The organism is Pseudoalteromonas luteoviolacea (genome assembly GCF_018100925.1).
Lineage (GTDB): Bacteria > Pseudomonadota > Gammaproteobacteria > Enterobacterales > Alteromonadaceae > Pseudoalteromonas > Pseudoalteromonas obscura.
This window is the reverse complement of sequence record NZ_JAGJEH010000012.1, coordinates 132,926-150,650: the sequence shown is the minus strand read 5'-3', so window position 1 is coordinate 150,650 and position 17,725 is coordinate 132,926. Positions and strand designations below refer to the sequence as shown.

Annotated in this window: 22 protein-coding genes and 1 riboswitch; of the genes, 2 read left to right on the top strand and 20 right to left on the bottom strand. The window is 43.4% G+C overall.

All coding sequences use genetic code 11. The features are described from left to right. Positions 1-14: 14 nt before the first annotated feature. Positions 15-233, bottom strand: coding sequence for a hypothetical protein (locus tag J8M00_RS22900; protein ID WP_211012776.1), 219 nt, complete (start codon positions 231-233; stop codon positions 15-17). Then, complete coding sequence (gene yaaA / locus J8M00_RS22895; protein ID WP_211012775.1) at positions 230-1,009, bottom strand: peroxide stress protein YaaA; 780 nt, start codon at positions 1,007-1,009, stop codon at positions 230-232. Before yaaA ends, J8M00_RS22900 begins: the two co-directional genes overlap by 4 nt. Before the next feature lie 294 nt (positions 1,010-1,303). Between yaaA and tal the strand changes: the two genes are divergently transcribed. After that, on the top strand, positions 1,304-2,254 hold the full coding sequence (gene tal, locus J8M00_RS22890) for a transaldolase (RefSeq protein WP_211012774.1): 951 nt from the start codon (positions 1,304-1,306) through the stop codon (positions 2,252-2,254). 63 nt (positions 2,255-2,317) lie between these two features. Here tal and J8M00_RS22885 read toward each other — a convergent pair whose 3' ends face one another. Continuing rightward, on the bottom strand, positions 2,318-2,623 hold the full coding sequence (locus J8M00_RS22885) for a hypothetical protein (RefSeq protein WP_211012773.1): 306 nt from the start codon (positions 2,621-2,623) through the stop codon (positions 2,318-2,320). A gap of 255 nt (positions 2,624-2,878) precedes the next feature. Here J8M00_RS22885 and J8M00_RS22880 point away from each other — a divergent pair, with 255 nt between their 5' ends. Beyond that, positions 2,879-3,070 carry a DUF3545 family protein gene (locus tag J8M00_RS22880; protein WP_211012772.1) on the top strand — a complete coding sequence of 64 codons (192 nt, stop codon included), beginning with the start codon at positions 2,879-2,881 and terminating at the stop codon, positions 3,068-3,070. A 78-nt stretch (positions 3,071-3,148) separates the two neighbouring features. Here J8M00_RS22880 and ung read toward each other — a convergent pair whose 3' ends face one another. The 17 genes from ung to J8M00_RS22795 all read right to left on the bottom strand — a co-directional run bounded on the left by ung (position 3,149) and on the right by J8M00_RS22795 (position 17,724). Beyond that, positions 3,149-3,808: a uracil-DNA glycosylase gene (gene ung / locus J8M00_RS22875; RefSeq protein WP_211012771.1), complete on the bottom strand. Its 660-nt coding sequence runs from the start codon at positions 3,806-3,808 to the stop codon at positions 3,149-3,151. After that, complete coding sequence (locus J8M00_RS22870) at positions 3,805-4,662, bottom strand: cobalamin-binding protein (RefSeq protein WP_211012770.1); 858 nt, start codon at positions 4,660-4,662, stop codon at positions 3,805-3,807. The genes ung and J8M00_RS22870 overlap by 4 nt, the downstream gene beginning before the upstream one ends. Next, on the bottom strand, positions 4,662-5,261 hold the full coding sequence (gene cobO / locus J8M00_RS22865) for a cob(I)yrinic acid a,c-diamide adenosyltransferase (protein ID WP_211012769.1): 600 nt from the start codon (positions 5,259-5,261) through the stop codon (positions 4,662-4,664). The genes J8M00_RS22870 and cobO overlap by 1 nt, the downstream gene beginning before the upstream one ends. Positions 5,262-5,270: 9 nt before the next feature. Continuing rightward, complete coding sequence (locus J8M00_RS22860) at positions 5,271-6,740, bottom strand: cobyric acid synthase (protein WP_211012768.1); 1,470 nt, start codon at positions 6,738-6,740, stop codon at positions 5,271-5,273. Next, positions 6,737-7,279: a bifunctional adenosylcobinamide kinase/adenosylcobinamide-phosphate guanylyltransferase gene (cobU, locus tag J8M00_RS22855; protein ID WP_211012767.1), complete on the bottom strand. Its 543-nt coding sequence runs from the start codon at positions 7,277-7,279 to the stop codon at positions 6,737-6,739. The genes J8M00_RS22860 and cobU overlap by 4 nt, the downstream gene beginning before the upstream one ends. Beyond that, on the bottom strand, positions 7,276-8,052 hold the full coding sequence (locus tag J8M00_RS22850) for an adenosylcobinamide-GDP ribazoletransferase (protein ID WP_211012766.1): 777 nt from the start codon (positions 8,050-8,052) through the stop codon (positions 7,276-7,278). Before J8M00_RS22850 ends, cobU begins: the two co-directional genes overlap by 4 nt. 1 nt (position 8,053) lies before the next feature. After that, entirely contained in the window at positions 8,054-9,109 is a 1,056-nt protein-coding gene (cobT, locus tag J8M00_RS22845; protein ID WP_211012765.1) for a nicotinate-nucleotide--dimethylbenzimidazole phosphoribosyltransferase, read from the bottom strand. 11 nt (positions 9,110-9,120) lie between these two features. Next, the gene (locus J8M00_RS22840) at positions 9,121-10,113 is read right to left on the bottom strand and encodes a FecCD family ABC transporter permease (protein ID WP_211012764.1); all 993 of its coding nucleotides are present in this window, start codon (positions 10,111-10,113) and stop codon (positions 9,121-9,123) included. Next, positions 10,110-10,934, bottom strand: a complete 825-nt coding sequence (locus J8M00_RS22835; protein WP_211012763.1) for an ABC transporter ATP-binding protein — start codon at positions 10,932-10,934, stop codon at positions 10,110-10,112. The genes J8M00_RS22840 and J8M00_RS22835 overlap by 4 nt, the downstream gene beginning before the upstream one ends. An 81-nt stretch (positions 10,935-11,015) precedes the next feature. Continuing rightward, a riboswitch (cobalamin riboswitch) is annotated at positions 11,016-11,160 on the bottom strand. Next, positions 11,155-11,754, bottom strand: a complete 600-nt coding sequence (locus J8M00_RS22830) for a histidine phosphatase family protein (RefSeq protein WP_211012762.1) — start codon at positions 11,752-11,754, stop codon at positions 11,155-11,157. It overlaps the preceding riboswitch by 6 nt. Positions 11,755-11,805: 51 nt before the next feature. After that, positions 11,806-12,018, bottom strand: coding sequence for a (Na+)-NQR maturation NqrM (gene nqrM, locus J8M00_RS22825; protein WP_023399569.1), 213 nt, complete (start codon positions 12,016-12,018; stop codon positions 11,806-11,808). A gap of 139 nt (positions 12,019-12,157) precedes the next feature. Continuing rightward, positions 12,158-13,189, bottom strand: coding sequence for an FAD:protein FMN transferase (locus J8M00_RS22820; protein WP_211012761.1), 1,032 nt, complete (start codon positions 13,187-13,189; stop codon positions 12,158-12,160). Between the two features lie 99 nt (positions 13,190-13,288). Further along, on the bottom strand, positions 13,289-14,515 hold the full coding sequence (gene nqrF, locus J8M00_RS22815) for an NADH:ubiquinone reductase (Na(+)-transporting) subunit F (protein ID WP_211012760.1): 1,227 nt from the start codon (positions 14,513-14,515) through the stop codon (positions 13,289-13,291). A 19-nt stretch (positions 14,516-14,534) separates the two neighbouring features. Beyond that, positions 14,535-15,143 carry an NADH:ubiquinone reductase (Na(+)-transporting) subunit E gene (nqrE, locus tag J8M00_RS22810; RefSeq protein WP_023399566.1) on the bottom strand — a complete coding sequence of 203 codons (609 nt, stop codon included), beginning with the start codon at positions 15,141-15,143 and terminating at the stop codon, positions 14,535-14,537. A gap of 10 nt (positions 15,144-15,153) precedes the next feature. Then, the gene (locus J8M00_RS22805; RefSeq protein WP_023399565.1) at positions 15,154-15,786 is read right to left on the bottom strand and encodes an NADH:ubiquinone reductase (Na(+)-transporting) subunit D; all 633 of its coding nucleotides are present in this window, start codon (positions 15,784-15,786) and stop codon (positions 15,154-15,156) included. Continuing rightward, the gene (locus J8M00_RS22800) at positions 15,786-16,532 is read right to left on the bottom strand and encodes a Na(+)-translocating NADH-quinone reductase subunit C (RefSeq protein WP_211012759.1); all 747 of its coding nucleotides are present in this window, start codon (positions 16,530-16,532) and stop codon (positions 15,786-15,788) included. Before J8M00_RS22800 ends, J8M00_RS22805 begins: the two co-directional genes overlap by 1 nt. Further along, on the bottom strand, positions 16,525-17,724 hold the full coding sequence (locus J8M00_RS22795; protein ID WP_211012758.1) for an NADH:ubiquinone reductase (Na(+)-transporting) subunit B: 1,200 nt from the start codon (positions 17,722-17,724) through the stop codon (positions 16,525-16,527). The genes J8M00_RS22800 and J8M00_RS22795 overlap by 8 nt, the downstream gene beginning before the upstream one ends. Between the last annotated feature and the right edge of the window lies 1 nt (position 17,725).

Here is a 17,725-nt window from a genome sequence, read left to right as displayed (position 1 = left end):
ATCGGACCAAATTACTAATATACTTCTACGTCGGGGTGCGGAGTAACTTCACAGATTGATTCTGCTTGGCATTGCTGTGCACATGGTTGTGTAAGTCCATCTTCTTTACATATGCTAAGGCACTCTTGCTGTTTATGTTGACATGAAATTTCACCACTGGAGTTTAAAATTGACACTCGTGTACCACATCCTTGTAATAATATAAAAAGCCCAATAGCTACTATTTTTTTCATGCCTGCTCTTCTCTTAAAAATACCGGCTCATTGGCTTTAGTTGTCGCTTCTTCGCTAAAGTAATAACCGGAAGTGTTAAATTCCTTTAATGACTCGATATCATTTATTTTATTTTCCATAATATATCTTGCCATCATTCCTCGTGCTTTTTTAGCATAAAAACTGATCACTTTATACTGACCATTCTTGCAGTCTTTAAATACTGGCGTGATAATATCTGCTTTCAGCGCCTTTTTATCAACTGCTTTAAAATACTCATTAGAAGCAAGGTTAACAAGCTGCTTTGAATCTGACTCTGCCAGAGCTTCATTAAGCTTATCTGCAATAATGCTGCCCCAAAACTCATAGAGGTTTTTCCCTCGTGAATTGGCAAGCTTAGTACCCATTTCTAAACGGTATGCTTGCATAAGATCCAAAGGTCTCAACAGCCCATACAAGCCAGATAAAATCCGTAAATGCTGCTGCGTATGCTCCAAAACATTTTGCGGTAAGCTGGTGGCATCTAAACCTGCGTATACATCACCATTAAATGCAAAAATGGCTTGTCTTGCATTATCAATGGTAAAAGGCTGTGACCACTCGGCAAATCTCGCCGCATTTAAACCAGCCAGTTTATCGCTGATTTTCATTAAACTGCCGATTTCTTGAGGACTTAAATCACGACATACTGAAATTAATGCTTCTGAATGCGTCAATAACTCAGGTAGGGTGTGTTGCGTTGTTGGCACGCTAGAGTCGTAATCGAGATTTTTTGCGGGTGAAATTACCGTGATCATTGATAGCCTATTGACTTAAATATTGATTAATGTCAATTTCAACACTATCCACAGTTGATCGCAAGCGTAAAATCTTCCGCCTTCAGTTGCTCAGTCACGTAACCACTAGGTAATAGACAGCACCTTACTGTGGGTAAACATAACTCGCCTTATTATAAAAATGACCAAAACCGGCTAGGACAAAACCATATGATATAAGTCATGCGGACATTTGACCTATAAAAGCTGATCACGGTATTGCAACATAAGGTGTGTAATTTTATTTATAGCTGCAAATATAGGAATGAGGACAGCATGACTTCAGCATTAGATAGGCTAAAACAGCATTCGTCGATTGTTGCCGATACTGGCGACATCGAAGCGATCCGTAAACACCAACCGGAAGACGCAACAACTAATCCATCACTTTTACTTAAAGCAGCACAAACGCCTGCCTATCAGCCGTTTCTAAAACAAGCGTTAGATTACGCAAAATCTCATGAGCAAGACGAGCAAAAGCAAGTTGAGTTGGCCTGTGATTATTTCGCTGTATTAATTGGCAAAGAAATCGCAAGCATTGTTCCGGGTTATATTTCAACAGAGGTTGATGCTCGTTTGTCATTCGATACACAGGCAACCATTGCAAAGGCACAACAACTGCTAGCACTATATGAAGAGCAAGGTGTAAGCAAAGACAAAATCCTCATCAAGATAGCTTCAACTTGGGAAGGTATTAAAGCAGCTGAAGAGTTAGAAAAGCAGGGCGTTAAATGTAACTTAACACTGCTATTTAGCCAAGCTCAGGCACGCGCATGCGCGGACGCAAATGTATTTCTTATCTCACCATTTGTTGGCCGTATTCTTGACTGGCACGTTGCCCATGGTGTTGATAAGCCAACTGATCCGCTAGACGACCCAGGTGTACAATCTGTTCGTACCATTTACGATTTCTACAAACGCCACGGTTATAAAACAGTCGTAATGGGTGCAAGCTTCCGTAACACTGGAGAAATCGTTGCACTGACTGGGTGTGATAAACTGACAATCAGCCCAGCTCTATTAGAAGAGCTTGGTGAATTACCTGCAACCGAAGACTACTTGCTGGAAAATGCCCAAGCTAGCGCTGAGAAGCCAGCTCCATTAACTGAGAGTGAGTTCCGCTGGTTACATAACCAAGATGCAATGGCTACTGAAAAACTCGCAGAGGGTATAAGAGCATTTGCGCATGCTCAGGAAATTTTAGAGTCAGAAGTGACCAAATTATAATTTGGTTAAAATGTAAAAAAGCGCCAAAGGCGCTTTTTTTATTGCTCTACAGCATGCCGCAGATTATCGACGCATGCTTAAGTTTGTAATCTTAGTCACATCGTTACCACACCACCTGATTGTACCACCAGAAGTGAATACACTCCCCGCAGCTTTGCCTGTCGTTACCATGGTCATTGCCATGCTATACAAACGGTTGTACTGGGCTTCAGAAAAGGCTGTGCTGTCTAGTAGGTATAGCTTACCACCAGCTGAAATCGCAAAGTTTTCACCACAGTGAAAAACAAGATCTATTGACTTGCCAGATGGGTTAGCCATAGCGTTAAGAGAAGCGAACAAAAGAGAAGAGGCTAGTATTGCTTTTTTCATAAATATTTCCATTACTTATTTATTTTTGAGGCACTATAGTACCCTAACCAGAGCCACGTTTCATTCAAAAACTGCAATATTTCCTCAATCGATTTCTGTAATTAAACTGTCACCTTGTTTTCACTTTAAATACATATTAGTGTTTTATTTTTCTACTGTCTGTGGTATACCAGCATTACTCAAGTGTGTTTTTCGTGCAAATGGGGTAATGCTAAAACACATGTTTTGAGGTTAGTACATCAATAGGAGATATTCATGGATAGCCTAGACGATATGATAGAAGTAATAGAAAGTCCGGAACCAAAAAAGAAAGCCTCATCGAAGGGGAAAAAAAGAAAGTGGCGTGAAATAGAAGCGCTTAAAGACCGACAACGCCTTCGTAAGGAATTGGAAGAACTAGACATATTCGCAGACAGCGTCGATTTAGACGAACTCGATTTTATATAACAAAAAGGCTCTATAAATTAGAGCCTTTTGTTTGTCTGACCGTATGCACTGGCATGCGAAAGCATGCCAGTAACTTGATTATACTTGCCAGTTAATGGGGCTTTTACCCATTGACTCTAGTAGTTTGTTGGTTTTAGAGAAATGTTGACAACCAAAGAATCCTCTGTGAGCGGATAGAGGAGATGGATGTGGCGCATGCAATACATGATGGCGCGACTCATCAATTGCCTTTCCTTTTTTCTGGGCATGTGCGCCCCATAAAAGAAATACAACGCCTTCACAATGCTCATTAAGCTGTGCTATCACCACATCGGTAAAGCGCTCCCACCCTAAATGTTTATGCGAATGTGCTTGACCCTGCTCTACGGTCAATACCGTATTTAGCAACAATACCCCTTGCTTTGCCCAAGGCAATAAATAGCCGTGATCGGGTATCGTAAACCCAGTGATATCTGTTGCCAACTCTTTGTACATGTTAGCAAGAGAAGGCGGTGCCTTAACACCGGGCAATACTGAAAAACATAACCCGTGAGCTTGGTTGGGGCCATGGTAAGGGTCTTGGCCCAGTATTACCACTTTAACCTCATTGAGTTCTGTCACTTTAAAAGCTTCAAACACCTGCGCTTGTGGCGGATAGACAACAACACCTTCGTTGCGTCTTTGTGCAACATAGGTCATCGTATCTTGAAAATAAGGCTGCTGTTTTTCTGCTCCCAACAATTCTTGCCATGTTGTCATGTTCGTTTTCCGTAGTAAGTTCGTGATGCGTGCAGTTTATCACACATATCTTTCACTCCTGTCAGCATTCGAGTGCTAAAGCGGTGCAGCAAATCTGCATCGACTTCAATATACTGCTTGTGCTTAACCGCTGGAATTTCAGTCCATAGCTGCCAGTCGACTTTTTGTGGCTGCTTTTTTGCCCGCTCATTTGGAATGATAATGACTTGTGGATGCTTCGCGATGACATTCTCAAGACTTATTTGAGGGTACTCTGTTGTCGCATTAGCAAAGACATTACGCACCTTACATGTTGATAACGTTTGGTGTATCCACGTATTACCATTGATCGTCATCATAGGTGACGGCCATAATTGATAAAAGACGTCCAGTGACGACATGTTTTTGTACTTTTCAACAAGAGTATGATAATCGGAAAGAAACTTATCGGCTTTCAACTTAGCTTGCGCCTCTCGCCCTGTCAGTTTTCCTAACTTCATTAACTCCCTCGGAACCTGATGAATATCTTTTGCCACACTATAAACAACTGGGATGCCTAGTGATTTTAGTTTCTCGATATCCCCTTCTTTGTTGCCACTTTGCCATACAATCACCAGATCAGGCTTAAGCGCCAAGACTTTTTCTAGCTGAATACCATGAAACCCACCAATGCGAGGGATTTTTTTTGCAGCCTCTGGATAATCTGCATATTCAACAGTACCCACTATTTTACTTCCAGCACCGATTGCATAGAGGTTTTCAACGATATGCGGTGCCAATGCGACTATACGGTTAAACACTTTTTCCGATTGTGCCTGCGTATTATTTGAGTACAGCAGCACAAATATAGATAGCATAAAAACCTGTTTGAGCATCAGTAGTCGAACCCTTTTTGTGCTTGAATTCCCGCTTCAAAAGCATGCTTAACATTCCTGACTTCACTTACCGTATCGGCCAATTCGGTCAAGCGGCGGTGTGCTCCTCTACCCGTAATGATCACTGATTGCATTTTAGGCCTGTTATTCAATGCCTCAATCACTTCATCCAAGTCTAAGTAGTCATAGCTCACCATATAAGTTAGCTCATCTAATAATACCAAGTTAATTTCATCATCCTGAAGCCAAGCCTTCGCTTGTTGCCACGTCGCTTGCGCAGCTTGCGTATCTGTATCTCTATTTTGAGTCTCCCAAGTAAAGCCTGTTTTCATAACAGCAAACGGCACGCCTGCACTTTCCAATAAATTGCGTTCACCACATTCCCAAGTACCCTTGATAAATTGTACTACCGCTGCTTTCATTCCGTGGCCGACACAACGCGCCACTGTACCAAAGCCAGATGTCGACTTACCTTTCCCGTTCCCGGTGATCACTTGAAGAATACCTTGCTCAATTGTGGCCTGTGCGACTTTTTGATCAACTTGCTCTTTAACTTTTTGTTGTCTCTCTTTGTGCTTTTCTTGTTTTTTGTCTGTCATACTTGACTCCTATACGTCGAGTGCAAAAATCTTGTCTATATTTAGATGCTGCTCACAAATATCAGCTAGTTTTTCCAATTGTGCTTCGCGGTGTTTCGCCAAATCAAACCCACTACAATCAAATTTACCATTGCTGGCCCACTGCAAAATTGCGGTACTGGTATCGGGGTTATCAAACAAACCATGCAAGTAAGTACCTGCTATCAAATTATCTTCGGAAATAAAGCCATCCGTAGCCGCACCTAACGGGTGTTCGACGAAAGCTAAAAATGGCCGCTTAAGTGCTTCCCCCTCACTCTGACCACAGTGAATTTCATACCCTGATATATCAACTTTCCCGTTGTTTAATAAACAATGTCCTGACACATTGGTCAGTTGCTTCGTTTCTTTCAATTCGGTGGTTAAGGCGGCTAAACCAAGCGCCATAGTAAACTTTTGTGACGACTCGATATTGAGCGGATCTACTATTTTTTGCCCGAGCATCTGCAAGCCGCCGCAAATTCCTAATACTTTTCCTTGATACCTCAAGTGACGCTTAATTTCCTGATCCCACCCTTCACTACACAAAAAAGCCAAATCACTAGTGACATTTTTACTACCTGGAATGATGATGAGATCAACGTTTCCGATTTTTTCTCCATGGCGAACATATCTCAAATCCACCTTGGGGTTTAGCCTAAGACTATCAAAGTCGGTATGATTACTAATATGAGGCAATAGTAAAACAGCAATATTCAAACTGGCGTTCTCTGTTCGATTTTCTATTGTTACCGCATCTTCTGCATCTAAGGCTAAATCATGTAGATAAGGCAAAACACCCAATACTGGTTTACCAGTATACTCCTCTAGCCAATCTAAGCCGGATTGTAGTAACCCGATATCACCCCTAAATCGATTGATAACAAAACCTTGCACCAACGCCTGCTCTTGTTCACTTAACAGTGCTAAAGTACCAACTAGATGTGCGAATACACCTCCTTTATCGATATCAGCAATGATAATAACTGGACAATTTACTTCACACGCAAACCCCATATTGGCGATATCATTTTCTCTGAGGTTGATTTCTGCCGGACTTCCCGCTCCCTCTACCAAACAGAGCTGATAAGACTGGCCCAACCTTTGGTGAGACGCCAATACGGCCTGCATAGCAACCCCTTTATAATCCTGATACCCAGCCGCTTCCATATTAGTCAGTGCATGACCATGCACAATGACCTGTGCACCAGTGTCCGAGTTAGGCTTTAGCAAAATTGGATTAAAGTCGACACTTAATGGGACTTTTGCAGCCATGGCTTGGAGCGCCTGTGCTCGCCCGATCTCTCCTCCGCAAGGAGTAACCGCACTATTAAGCGCCATATTTTGCGGCTTAAACGGGGCGACTTGCATGCCCTTTCTTGCAGCCAAACGGCATAAACCAGCCACCAAAGTGCTTTTACCTGCATCAGAGGTAGTCCCCTGAACCATTATTGTTTTCATTTTAAACCACGTTTTAAATTTAATGCCAAACCCGCCATCACAAAGTCCACTTGATCGGCAATGCCCGCAACTTCTTGATTCAAACGCCCCGACTCATCGACAAATTGTCGACTTAATTCACCCAAAGGTACGATGCCATGACCCACTTCATTACTCACAAGTATCACGCTTCCAGAAGTCGCTAACAACGCGTCAATCAGGTGCTTTTTTTGTGTTTGATATTCCGACCACTCAACCTCACACAAGCCGTATGTCAACCAGAGTGTTAAGCAATCTACAAGTACGCATTGCGAAGGTTTTAATTGAGCGATAATGGGCGCTATGTGCCAAGGGCACTCAATGACTTGCCAGCAGGGGTCTCTATTGGCTTTATGATGCATAATTCTGCATGCCATTTCTTCATCTTTACCCTGAGCCGTTGCCAGATAAATCAGCTCTTGAACATTGCCTGAAGCCAACCAGCTTTGTGCTCGGAGCTCCGCCATCGAACTTTTTCCAGAACGAGCACCGCCAAGGATGAATTCTACGCGTCTAGTCATAAAAAGCTCACCACGCAATAAGTATAAATGGCAATTTCCGAAACCTGCTGCGCTGCACCTAAACAATCTCCTGTGTACCCACCAAGTTGATGTTTAAACCATAGCTGACATAACCCGCGTGTCACCCACAAAGTGGCAATGAGAGTAACAATTTGCCAGATAGACATCAGAGACAGCAGATAAGTCAGAAATAACACCACGCCCCCTGTGACATACAAAATTGTGCGACATTGAGCATTTAAGCTTTTTGCAATCGGCTTTACTTTACTTTGTGAATCAAGCTGAACGTAGGGTAGTTTACCAATTAAGCTCGTTGCACTAACCCGACTCAGGGTCTGTGCAAGCACGACACTGCACAACAGTGCCGATAAGTTTTCGCTCAGTGCAAGCATGAGCTGAAATTTACTGAGCAGCAATATTAGTAACGCCACACTACCATAGGTACCCAGACGACTATCTTTCATAATGTCGAGTTTTTGTTGCCTACTCCACCCACCGCCAAAACCGTCCCAAACGTCCGCAAATCCATCCTCATGAAATGCGCCAGTAAGGAGTAAACTCGCACCAAGTGTAAATACAATGACTACACCAAATGGCAAGAATAATGACATAGCCCAAAGAAGTAATGCCATCAACACACCGATACACAAACCCACACAAGCAAAATACCTAGTAGCTCGATTGATGTGCTCATCACTCACGGGGCCACTTAGTTTGATTGGCACGCGAGTGAGAAAAACAACTGCAAGTTTAAATAGGGAGAGTTGTCTCATATCATTTTACAACTTGAGTTACTTGCGCGTCTGAAAAGCTCGCCATCTCATTATAAATTGCGAGTGAACTTTGAATTATCGGCAGAGCAAGTGCTGCACCACTGCCCTCACCCAATCGCATATCTAAATGCAATAATGGCTCGACCTCTAAATAGTCCAACATTTTCCTATGCCCTTGCTCGTTTGAGCAATGGGCGAATATCATATATTGCTTGCAATGTGGTTCCATCGCAATTGCCAGTATGGCTGCAGCCGTAGCGATATAACCATCAATCACAACTGGTTTTTTTGCTTCAGCGGCGGCCAATATTGCGCCAACTATATGAACAATTTCAAACCCACCAACAGACAGTAAAACCTCTTCGGGTTTGGTGCTATCGAGCTTGTGCTTTGCTAACGCCTGCTCCACTAAACGTTGCTTCTTATCGACAACCTCCTGACAGACTCCTGTCCCCTGCCCAACAGTCTGTGAGGGAGGCAGTCCAGACATAGCTGAAAATATCGCAGCAGCCGAGGTTGTGTTACCTATCCCCATTTCTCCAAATGCAAAAAGATTGCTGCCGCGCTGTATGTCAGATTCAACCAGCCGCTTGGCGCTCACAAACCCAGCTTCTACTTGGGCCAAGCTCATAGCACGTCGATGGTGGAATGGCGCTGTTATTGTACCGAGTCGGCTATCGACGACATTGCTCATTGGCACTGGTGTTAGAATTCCGCAATCAACAATGTTTAAATGCCACCCTAACTGACGAGCTAAAACACAAATAGCGGCCCCACCGCTTGCAAAGTTAGCAACCATTTGACCGGTGACTTCGCTAGGCGCTATCGAGACACCTTCTTTCGCTATACCATGATCGCCTGCAAACACACTGATGCTTGGCTCTTTAATTGCAAACTGCATTGACGAAAGAGACCGCTCTCCAATACCTTGGGCGTAAATCAAAACCAGTTGTTTTGCTAGCGCTTCTAGTTTACCCAAAGAGCCTTTGGGTTTGGTCTTCATATCCATTTTTTGCTGAATGTAATTGCTGTGCGTTAAATCCAAAGGTGAGATCATTTTAAGCCTCATTAAATACTTGCGGTGCGTTTTCGGAACATAAGCAGAGAAAGAAAAAATACGCTACCAATTGCTGCAGTGATAACGCCAATGGGTAACTCTTGATTTTCAATGATGATACGCGCTACGACATCAACCCACAGCATCAGTAACCCACCGCTTAAAGCGGTAACTATCATACCGAGTACACGAGCTTGAGAAATGAAAAAACGCACAATATGGGGGATCATTAACCCGACAAATCCGACACCACCACACGCTGCAACTAACACAGCAGTCAACAAAGAACTTACCAGTAACATACCCAAGCGTAATCGGTGAACATTGACCCCCAGCGTAACAGCACTTTCGTCACCCAAAAGCAACGCATTTAAATGTCGTCTAAAGCAAATTACAATCACCAACCCACTTATTACGACAATCGAAGGTAGCCACATCCAAACCCAATCAGCCCGACTAAAGCTGCCTAGGCTCCAAAATATAATGGCGCTAACCGCTTGGGGGTCACTCCAATACAGAAGCAAACTAGTGAACGCATTAAACAAGAAAGACAGCGCAACGCCAGCAAGTAGCATATTTTCTATTTGTGCGGTTCCTTTATGGTAAGCAATCAAAAGCAGTAAACTCATTGCGCATATACTGCCAAGTAATGCCGCCCCTGACATAGCTAACCCACTTTGTATCCCAAACAAGGTGAGTAATAAAACCACACCAAACGAAGCACCTGAAGAAATGCCAAAAAGATATGGATCAGCAAGAGGATTACGAGTGACTGTTTGTAAAATCAGTCCTGCTGTCGCCAACCCCGCACCAGCCAAAAATGCGAGAATGGCTCTCGGAAGCCTGAGCTCTATAACGATTTTTTGCGCTAGTTGTGTGTTGTCATACGACCAGAGTGCTAACCATACATCGTAAAAGTCAACTTGCACGGCCCCAATGCTCAAACTACAAACGAAGCTAAACAAACAAGCCAACAACAGGACACTGCTTGCGGCAAACCTCATGGCTGACTCCTTGGTATGCCCCTAATAATTGCAGGTTGCTGATATTGATAACGAATATGGGGAATAACATGCTCACGCTTAGCACACTGCTGTAACGTTACATCCGCATTGACACCAAAAACCTGTGCGAGCATTGATGATGAGACTACATTTTGTGGAGAACCGTGCGCAACCAACTTTCCTTTATCTACAACCAAAATTGAATCACATATCGCAGCAGCGAGATTCAAATCATGGAAGGAAGCCACTACCGTGATCCCCAATGATTTTGCCAATGCCATAATTTCAATTTGATATTTCACATCTAAATGACTGGTCGGCTCATCCATCAGTAACAAACTTGGGCTTTGCACAATTGCTCTTGCAATCATGACACGCTGTTTCTCACCACCTGACAACGATTCGTAAGATTGCTTCTGTTTATGAGTCAGCCCCACTTTTGATAGCGCTTCTTGAATGGCCTGTTTATCGCGCAGAGATACACTCGCAAATAGACTTTTATGAGGCGTCAAACCCATCGCGACTACATCAAACACCCCTAGATTAAACTGACTAGGGATCTCTTGCAGCACAGCCGCGACTTTGCGTGCGTAATCTTGCCGATTAAACTCCGCGATATTTTTACCATCTATCTTAATGGCACCAGATGTTGGTTCCTGAAAGCGGTATAGACATCGTAGCAATGAGGATTTTCCAGCTCCATTTGGACCTATTAACCCAAGAAACCGACCCTGTTCTATGGAAAAACTCATGTCAGTTAAAATGGATTTATTATTGATAACTAGGTGTAGGTTACTAACTGATACTTGTGCTGCCGCCATAATTCCTCTTCTTCGGGCACACATCACTACAGCTTGCAATACAAATGAAACATGTGGATGTAACTTAAGTGCGCCCGCTTAAGCTGTTATCTCAACCTTGGTATCTGGCTTTGTGCGGCTAGTCAAACTGACGCACTCACAGTTGCGGGGACAGCTGAGGGTTTACACCTCATTCCCAAGCGATGTCGAAATAATTTTGTGTATTATGAAGTCTAGATGGCTAAAACACAACTTTAGGCCATGCCTTGCCAACTTCATCATAAAAAACGGTTACTTTAACCACGCAGCCATAGCCAACCTCAAAACAATTTAAATGACTTGAGACACCTTTGGGCAGCTCGAGCCAAAGTGCTAGCAACTGCTTTATCACCCCACCATGGGTCACTACCAGGACGGTATCATCTGTGCGATCTGCAGTAAATGTTTGCCACCACGATGCGATTCTATTATTGAAGGTGATCATTGATTCCCCTTCCGGAACTGCGATATCCCACGGGTTTTGCCAAAATTCACCAATACTTGGGTCGGTAGCATTTTGCCACAACCAATCATAGCTTTTACCGTCCCAGAGCCCAAAATCCATCTCTTGTAACTCACTTTTTATCGATAGGGCGAGTCCGGATTTTTCAGCATATGCTTGTGCAGGCGCCAAACAACGAAGTTTTGGAGAACTGATCACTCTATCAGGCTTGGGAAGAGAGTCAAAAATAGTAAGCAATTGCTGATGGCTAGTACTGGTCAGCGGTGAGTCAGTCTTACCCAACAGCATGCCCGACTGGGTTGTTTCGGTATGACGAATAAAATAAAGAGTTTGAATCATCTGATCAAACAGACAATAAAAACGCAGGATCCCCTGCGTTTTTAAATCGATTTACAAAATTTGATTTTCGCGCCAAGACTGTTCTTTCGCCAAGCGCTTTTTACGCTTGTCACATGGGTCATCACAATCACAAATTTTGTCGATACCCATTGAACCTAGGCCACCACAGCTGCTTGCCATTGATTTTTTCTGAACTATTACACCCACAGCCATAGCTGCAGCAATCAATACAAGTAATCCAAAGGTAAGAATAAATAGTGACATAGGCAAAGGCCCCTCAATAAACTAGCTTGGTCAACATCCAAGCAACTGACGGTATACTTTCGATATTATATATCTAAATCTGCCAAAGTTGAATGAATTTACCACACTAAAAGCAATGATATTTAGCCTAATTCACTGATTACTTTTTTACATCTAAATACGGTTCAAAAGCAGTACTTGAAAATGTCTCTAGCCCAGCATCGGTTTTACTAATCAAATATACTGGCAGATTATGTTCTTCAGCATATGCTCTTGCTCGTTGCGTTCCCATCACAGTGAGCGCTGTAGCCAGCCCATCGGCTGTCATTGCAGATGGATGCAACACCGTCACAGACACCAAGTCATGACGTACAGGCTTACCTGTACCTGGGTCAATTAAATGCGTAAATACTTCCCCGTCCATTTCGTAGAAAATTCGATAATCCCCAGATGTCGCGATGGCATTATTACCTGGCTCTACAACACGGTGAATTTGACGTTGCCCTGCAGGCGCATCCGGTTTTTCGATGGCGATACGCCATGGTACACCTTCCGGCTTACTGCCCGAAATTCGAAGTTCACCGCCGATCTCTACCATATAATTTGAAAACCCTTTTTTCTCGATTAACTCAGCGACTTTGTCAATGCCGTAACCTTTAGCCGTAGCTGAAAATGACAGCTCTAAATGAGGCAAAGTTTTAGCAAGACCTTCTGAGGTGAGCTGAAGTTTATTCACCCCGATGTTTGCCTGCATAGCTTCAATTTCTGATTGTAATGGCCTTTTGGTAGGTCTTTTATCCGGACCGAAGCCCCATAAATCAATCAGTGGGCCCATTGTCACATCTAAGGTTTTAGTCGACTCCCCTAAACGAATAGACTCAGCGACAACCGTTCGAAAGTCACCGCTGATTGGCATCACTGTATTTGCGTCGAGGCGGTTAAATCGGTTAATTTCAGAGTCCGGGATATATGTCGACATAGATTGGTTAACAGCAACCAAGGTTTCATCGACTTCTTTTTTAAAACGGTCCGCTTCTAATGCTATTGGACCAGGGAAAACTTTAATATTGTAGGTCGTCCCCATAGTTTTGCCGTTTATTTCAACCGGCTTTTGCTGAGATTGCTGTTGCCCACAAGCGGACAAGAAAACCACTAAAAAAATAACAGAGAATAAAGAGCCAAGTTTTTGCATCTACTTTTTAGTCCTTAAAACGTATAAAAAAACCCCTAGGGAATGCCCTAGGGGTTTAATCTTATTAAATACGACATTTCATCATATCTAATTACCTAATTAACCACCGAAGTCATCAAGTAGGATGTTTTCGTCTTCAACACCAAGATCTTTCAGCATGTTGATAACAGCCGCGTTCATCATCGGTGGACCACACATGTAGAACTCACAATCTTCAGGCGCTTCATGGTCCTTCAGATAGTTTTCTAGTAATACGTTGTGGATGAAGCCTGTGTAACCTTCCCAGTTGTCCTCTGGTTGAGGATCTGAAAGCGCTACGTGCCATTCAAAGTTGTCGTTGTCAGCTGCTAGGCCGTCAAAGTCTTCTACGTAGAACATCTCACGCTTAGAACGTGCACCGTACCAGAAAGACATCTTACGGTCTGAGTTAAGACGCTTAAGCTGGTCGAAGATGTGTGAACGCATTGGTGCCATACCTGCACCACCACCAACGAATACCATTTCTGCATCAGTTTCTTTCGCGAAGAATTCACCGAATGGACCAGAGATAGTGACTTTATCACCTTCTTTTAGTGACCAGATGTACGATGACATCTTACCACAAGGTAGGCTTAGGTTATTTGGCGGCGGAGTTGCAATACGTACGTTAAGCATAATGATGCCAAACTCTTCTGGGTAGTTAGCCATTGAGTATGCACGAATTGTTTCGTCATCGACCTTAGACTCAAGGTTGAAGAAACCGAAACGCTCCCAGTCACCACGATATTCGTCAGGAATATCGAAGTCAGCGTATTTAACGTGGTGAGCTGGCGCTTCAATCTGGATATAACCACCTGCACGGAAAGGTACAACCTCACCCTCAGGGATACCAAGCTTAAGCTCTTTGATGAATGTCGCTTTGTTATCGTTAGAGATAACTGTACATTCCCACTTCTTAACACCGAAGATAGACTCTTCTACTTCGATTTCCATGTCAGTCTTAACAGCAACCTGACACGCTAGACGACAACCTTCACGCGCTTCACCTTTAGTAATGTGGTCAAGCTCTGTAGGAAGGATATCACCACCACCAGAATGAACATGTACGCGACACTGGCCACAAGAACCACCACCACCACATGCTGATGAAATGAAGATACCTGCATCAGCTAGTGAGCCTAGTAGCTTACCACCTGGTGCTGAAGTAATTGCTTTGTCAGCATCGCCATTGATGCCAATCGTGATGTCACCGCTTGGTACAAGCTTCGATTTCGCTGCGATGATGACTAGCACCAAGATCACAACGATAGCGATGAACATACTTACGCCTAATACAATCGTTTCCATCGTATAGTTTCCTCGCTAATTAAAGTGAAATACCAGAGAATGACAAGAAGCCAAAGCCCATGAGACCTACAGTGATAAAGGTAATACCTAAACCACGAAGACCGTCAGGAATATCAGCATACTTCATCTTCTCACGAAGACCTGCTAGCAATACAATTGCAAGCGCCCAACCCACACCAGAACCGACGCCGAATACGACTGATTCTGCTAGGTTGTAGTTACGCTCAACCATGAATGCTACCGCACCGAAAATCGCACAGTTTACAGTGATAAGAGGCAAGAAAATACCAAGCGCGTTATATAGCGCAGGGAAGAACTTGTCCAAAGTCATCTCTAGGATCTGTACTAGTGCAGCAATTACACCGATGAAAGTCAGGAATTTCAGGAAGCTCAAGTCAGCTTCAGGGAAACCAAGCCACTCTAGCGCACCTGGTGCAAGTACTGCGTGATAAACAATGTTGTTTACCGGTACAGCCACACCTAGTACAAAGATTACAGCAACACCAAGACCAAACGAGGTCGTTACTTTCTTAGATACCGCAAGGAATGTACACATACCTAAGAAGAAAGATAGCGCTAAGTTTTCAATGAAAACAGCTTTTACAAATAAGCTAAGATAATGTTCCATCTTTCTCCCCTTATGCCTTCGCTTCTACTTGGTCTTTCTTATAAGTACGTAGTACCCAAATGAAGAAACCAACTAAGAAGAATGAACTGAATGGCATAATTAATAGACCCATTGGCTGGTACCAACCACCGTCAGCAACAAGTGGAAGAATTTCAACACCAAATAGTGCACCTGCACCGAATAGTTCACGAACAAAACCAATTGTAAGTAGAACTACAGAGTAACCAAGACCGTTACCGATACCGTCTAAGAAAGACATAAGCGGTGGCGACTTCATAGCATATGCTTCAGCACGGCCCATTACGATACAGTTGGTAATAATTAGACCAACGAATACGGTAAGTTCTTTAGCTGTTGCATAAACAAATGCTTGAAGTGTTTGGTCAACAACGATTACCAACGATGCGATAATCGTCATTTGAACGATGATACGTACACTTGACGGAATGTGATTACGGATCAACGAGATAAATAAGCTTGAAAACGCAGTTACCACAGTCAAAGCTAGTGACATGATAAGCGCATTTTTAAGGCTTGAAGTAACCGCTAGCGCAGAACAAATACCCAATACTTGCAGAGCAATCGGGTTGTTTGCGAAGACTGGTCCTAACAAGACTTCCTTCATTTCTTTTGCATTAGCCATTAGTTCAATGCCCCTTCACGTACTTTCGCTAGGAATGGACCAAACGCTTTATCGCCTGTCCAGAACTTGAATGTGTTTTCAACACCATTCGACGTCAGTGTTGCACCAGAGATGCCATCAACTTTGTTTACATCGCTGCCAGCAGTGCCTTTTACGATATCAACCGGTAGTTGTTTGCCTTCCCAAGTAGCTGTCCACTTAGGGTTCTGGATTTCTCCACCAAGACCAGCAGTTTCGTTATGCTGATAGAAGTTGATAGCTTTAATGGTTTTTGTATCAAGTTCAAGTGCGATGAAACCATACATGATGCCCCAAAGACCGTAACCTTGAATAGGAAGGATCACTGATTCAACCTGACCATTGCTGTCTTTAGCAAGGTATACAGGAGACTCATGAGTCATACGAAGTACACCAGCTAAGTCTTCTTCTTTTGGAAGTGCAAAGCTTCGCTCCGCATCAAACTTAGTCATTGTAAAATCGAATGAGTTAGGATCAGTTTCAACAAACTCACCTGATTTAAAGTCAACAACGCGTGCATCAATTACTTCATTGTATTTTTGAGCAACGTTTTCAACGTCTTTAAAACCAGCTGCAGCTAGAATGTTACGCTGAACGTCTTCAATTTTGTTAGCTTGCTGTAGTGGGCGTAATTGTACTGCCGCAAAAGATACGACGATTGCACACACTAAACATAGACCAACAACAACGCCTAACGTTTTGCCGATAGTTTCATTGTTACTAGACACGTGCCAATCTCCTCTTCACATTAGACTGCACTACAAAGTGGTCGAATAGTGGTGCGAATAGGTTAGCGAATAGAATTGCTAACATCATACCCTCTGGGTATGCCGGGTTAACAACACGGATAAGTACAACCATAACACCAATTAATGCACCGTATGCCCATTTGCCTTTGTCAGTGAAAGACGCTGAAACAGGGTCTGTCGCCATAAAGAACATACCAAATGCAAAACCACCAAGTACTAAGTGCCAATGCCAAGGCATAGCAAATGTTGGGTTCGTATCTGAACCAATCACGTTCAAAAGTGTAGCCATCACAACCATACCTAGGAAAGTACCTAGTACGATACGCCATGACGCGATACGAACATACATTAAGAACAAGCCACCAATTGCCAGTGCTAGCGTAGACGTTTCACCCACTGAACCTTGGATAAAGCCGTAGAACGCATTCCACCACAACTGCATGTTGCTGTAATCTAGTGAACCAATCGCTGCTTGACCTAGGTATGTAGCACCAGAGAACGAATCTACTGCTGTCCATACTGTGTCACCAGAGATATCACCTGGGTATGCGAAGAATAGGAACGCACGACCAGCTAGTGCAGGGTTAAGGAAGTTACGGCCTGTACCACCGAATACTTCTTTAGCTACTACAACACCAAATGTGATACCTAGAGCAACTTGCCATAAAGGAATAGTTGCAGGCAGGATCAATGCAAATAAAACAGACGTTACGAAGAAACCTTCGTTTACTTCATGCTTACGAACTGACGCGAATAATACTTCCCAGAAACCACCTACAATGAACACAGTTCCGTAAATAGGCAGGAAGAAACACGCACCATAAAACATTTTCGCTGCCCAGCCGGAAGTTGCTGTCAGCTCACCACCTAATGCTTGGAAAATACCAGCTTGCCAAGTAGTTGCGATGTCAAAACCATTACCAATAGCGATTGCAGCTTGGTGACCGATGTTGAACATACCGAAGAACATAGCCGGGAACGTCGCCATCCATACCAAGATCATGATACGTTTTAGGTCGATGTTATCACGCACGTGCGTGCCGCCTTTGTTTACATAACCAGGAGTATAAAACACAGTTGCAATGGCTTCGTAAAGCGCATACCACTTCTCGTGTTTTCCACCTGGTTCAAAGTGAGGTTCAATGTCTTCTAAAAATTTCTTTAAGGCCATT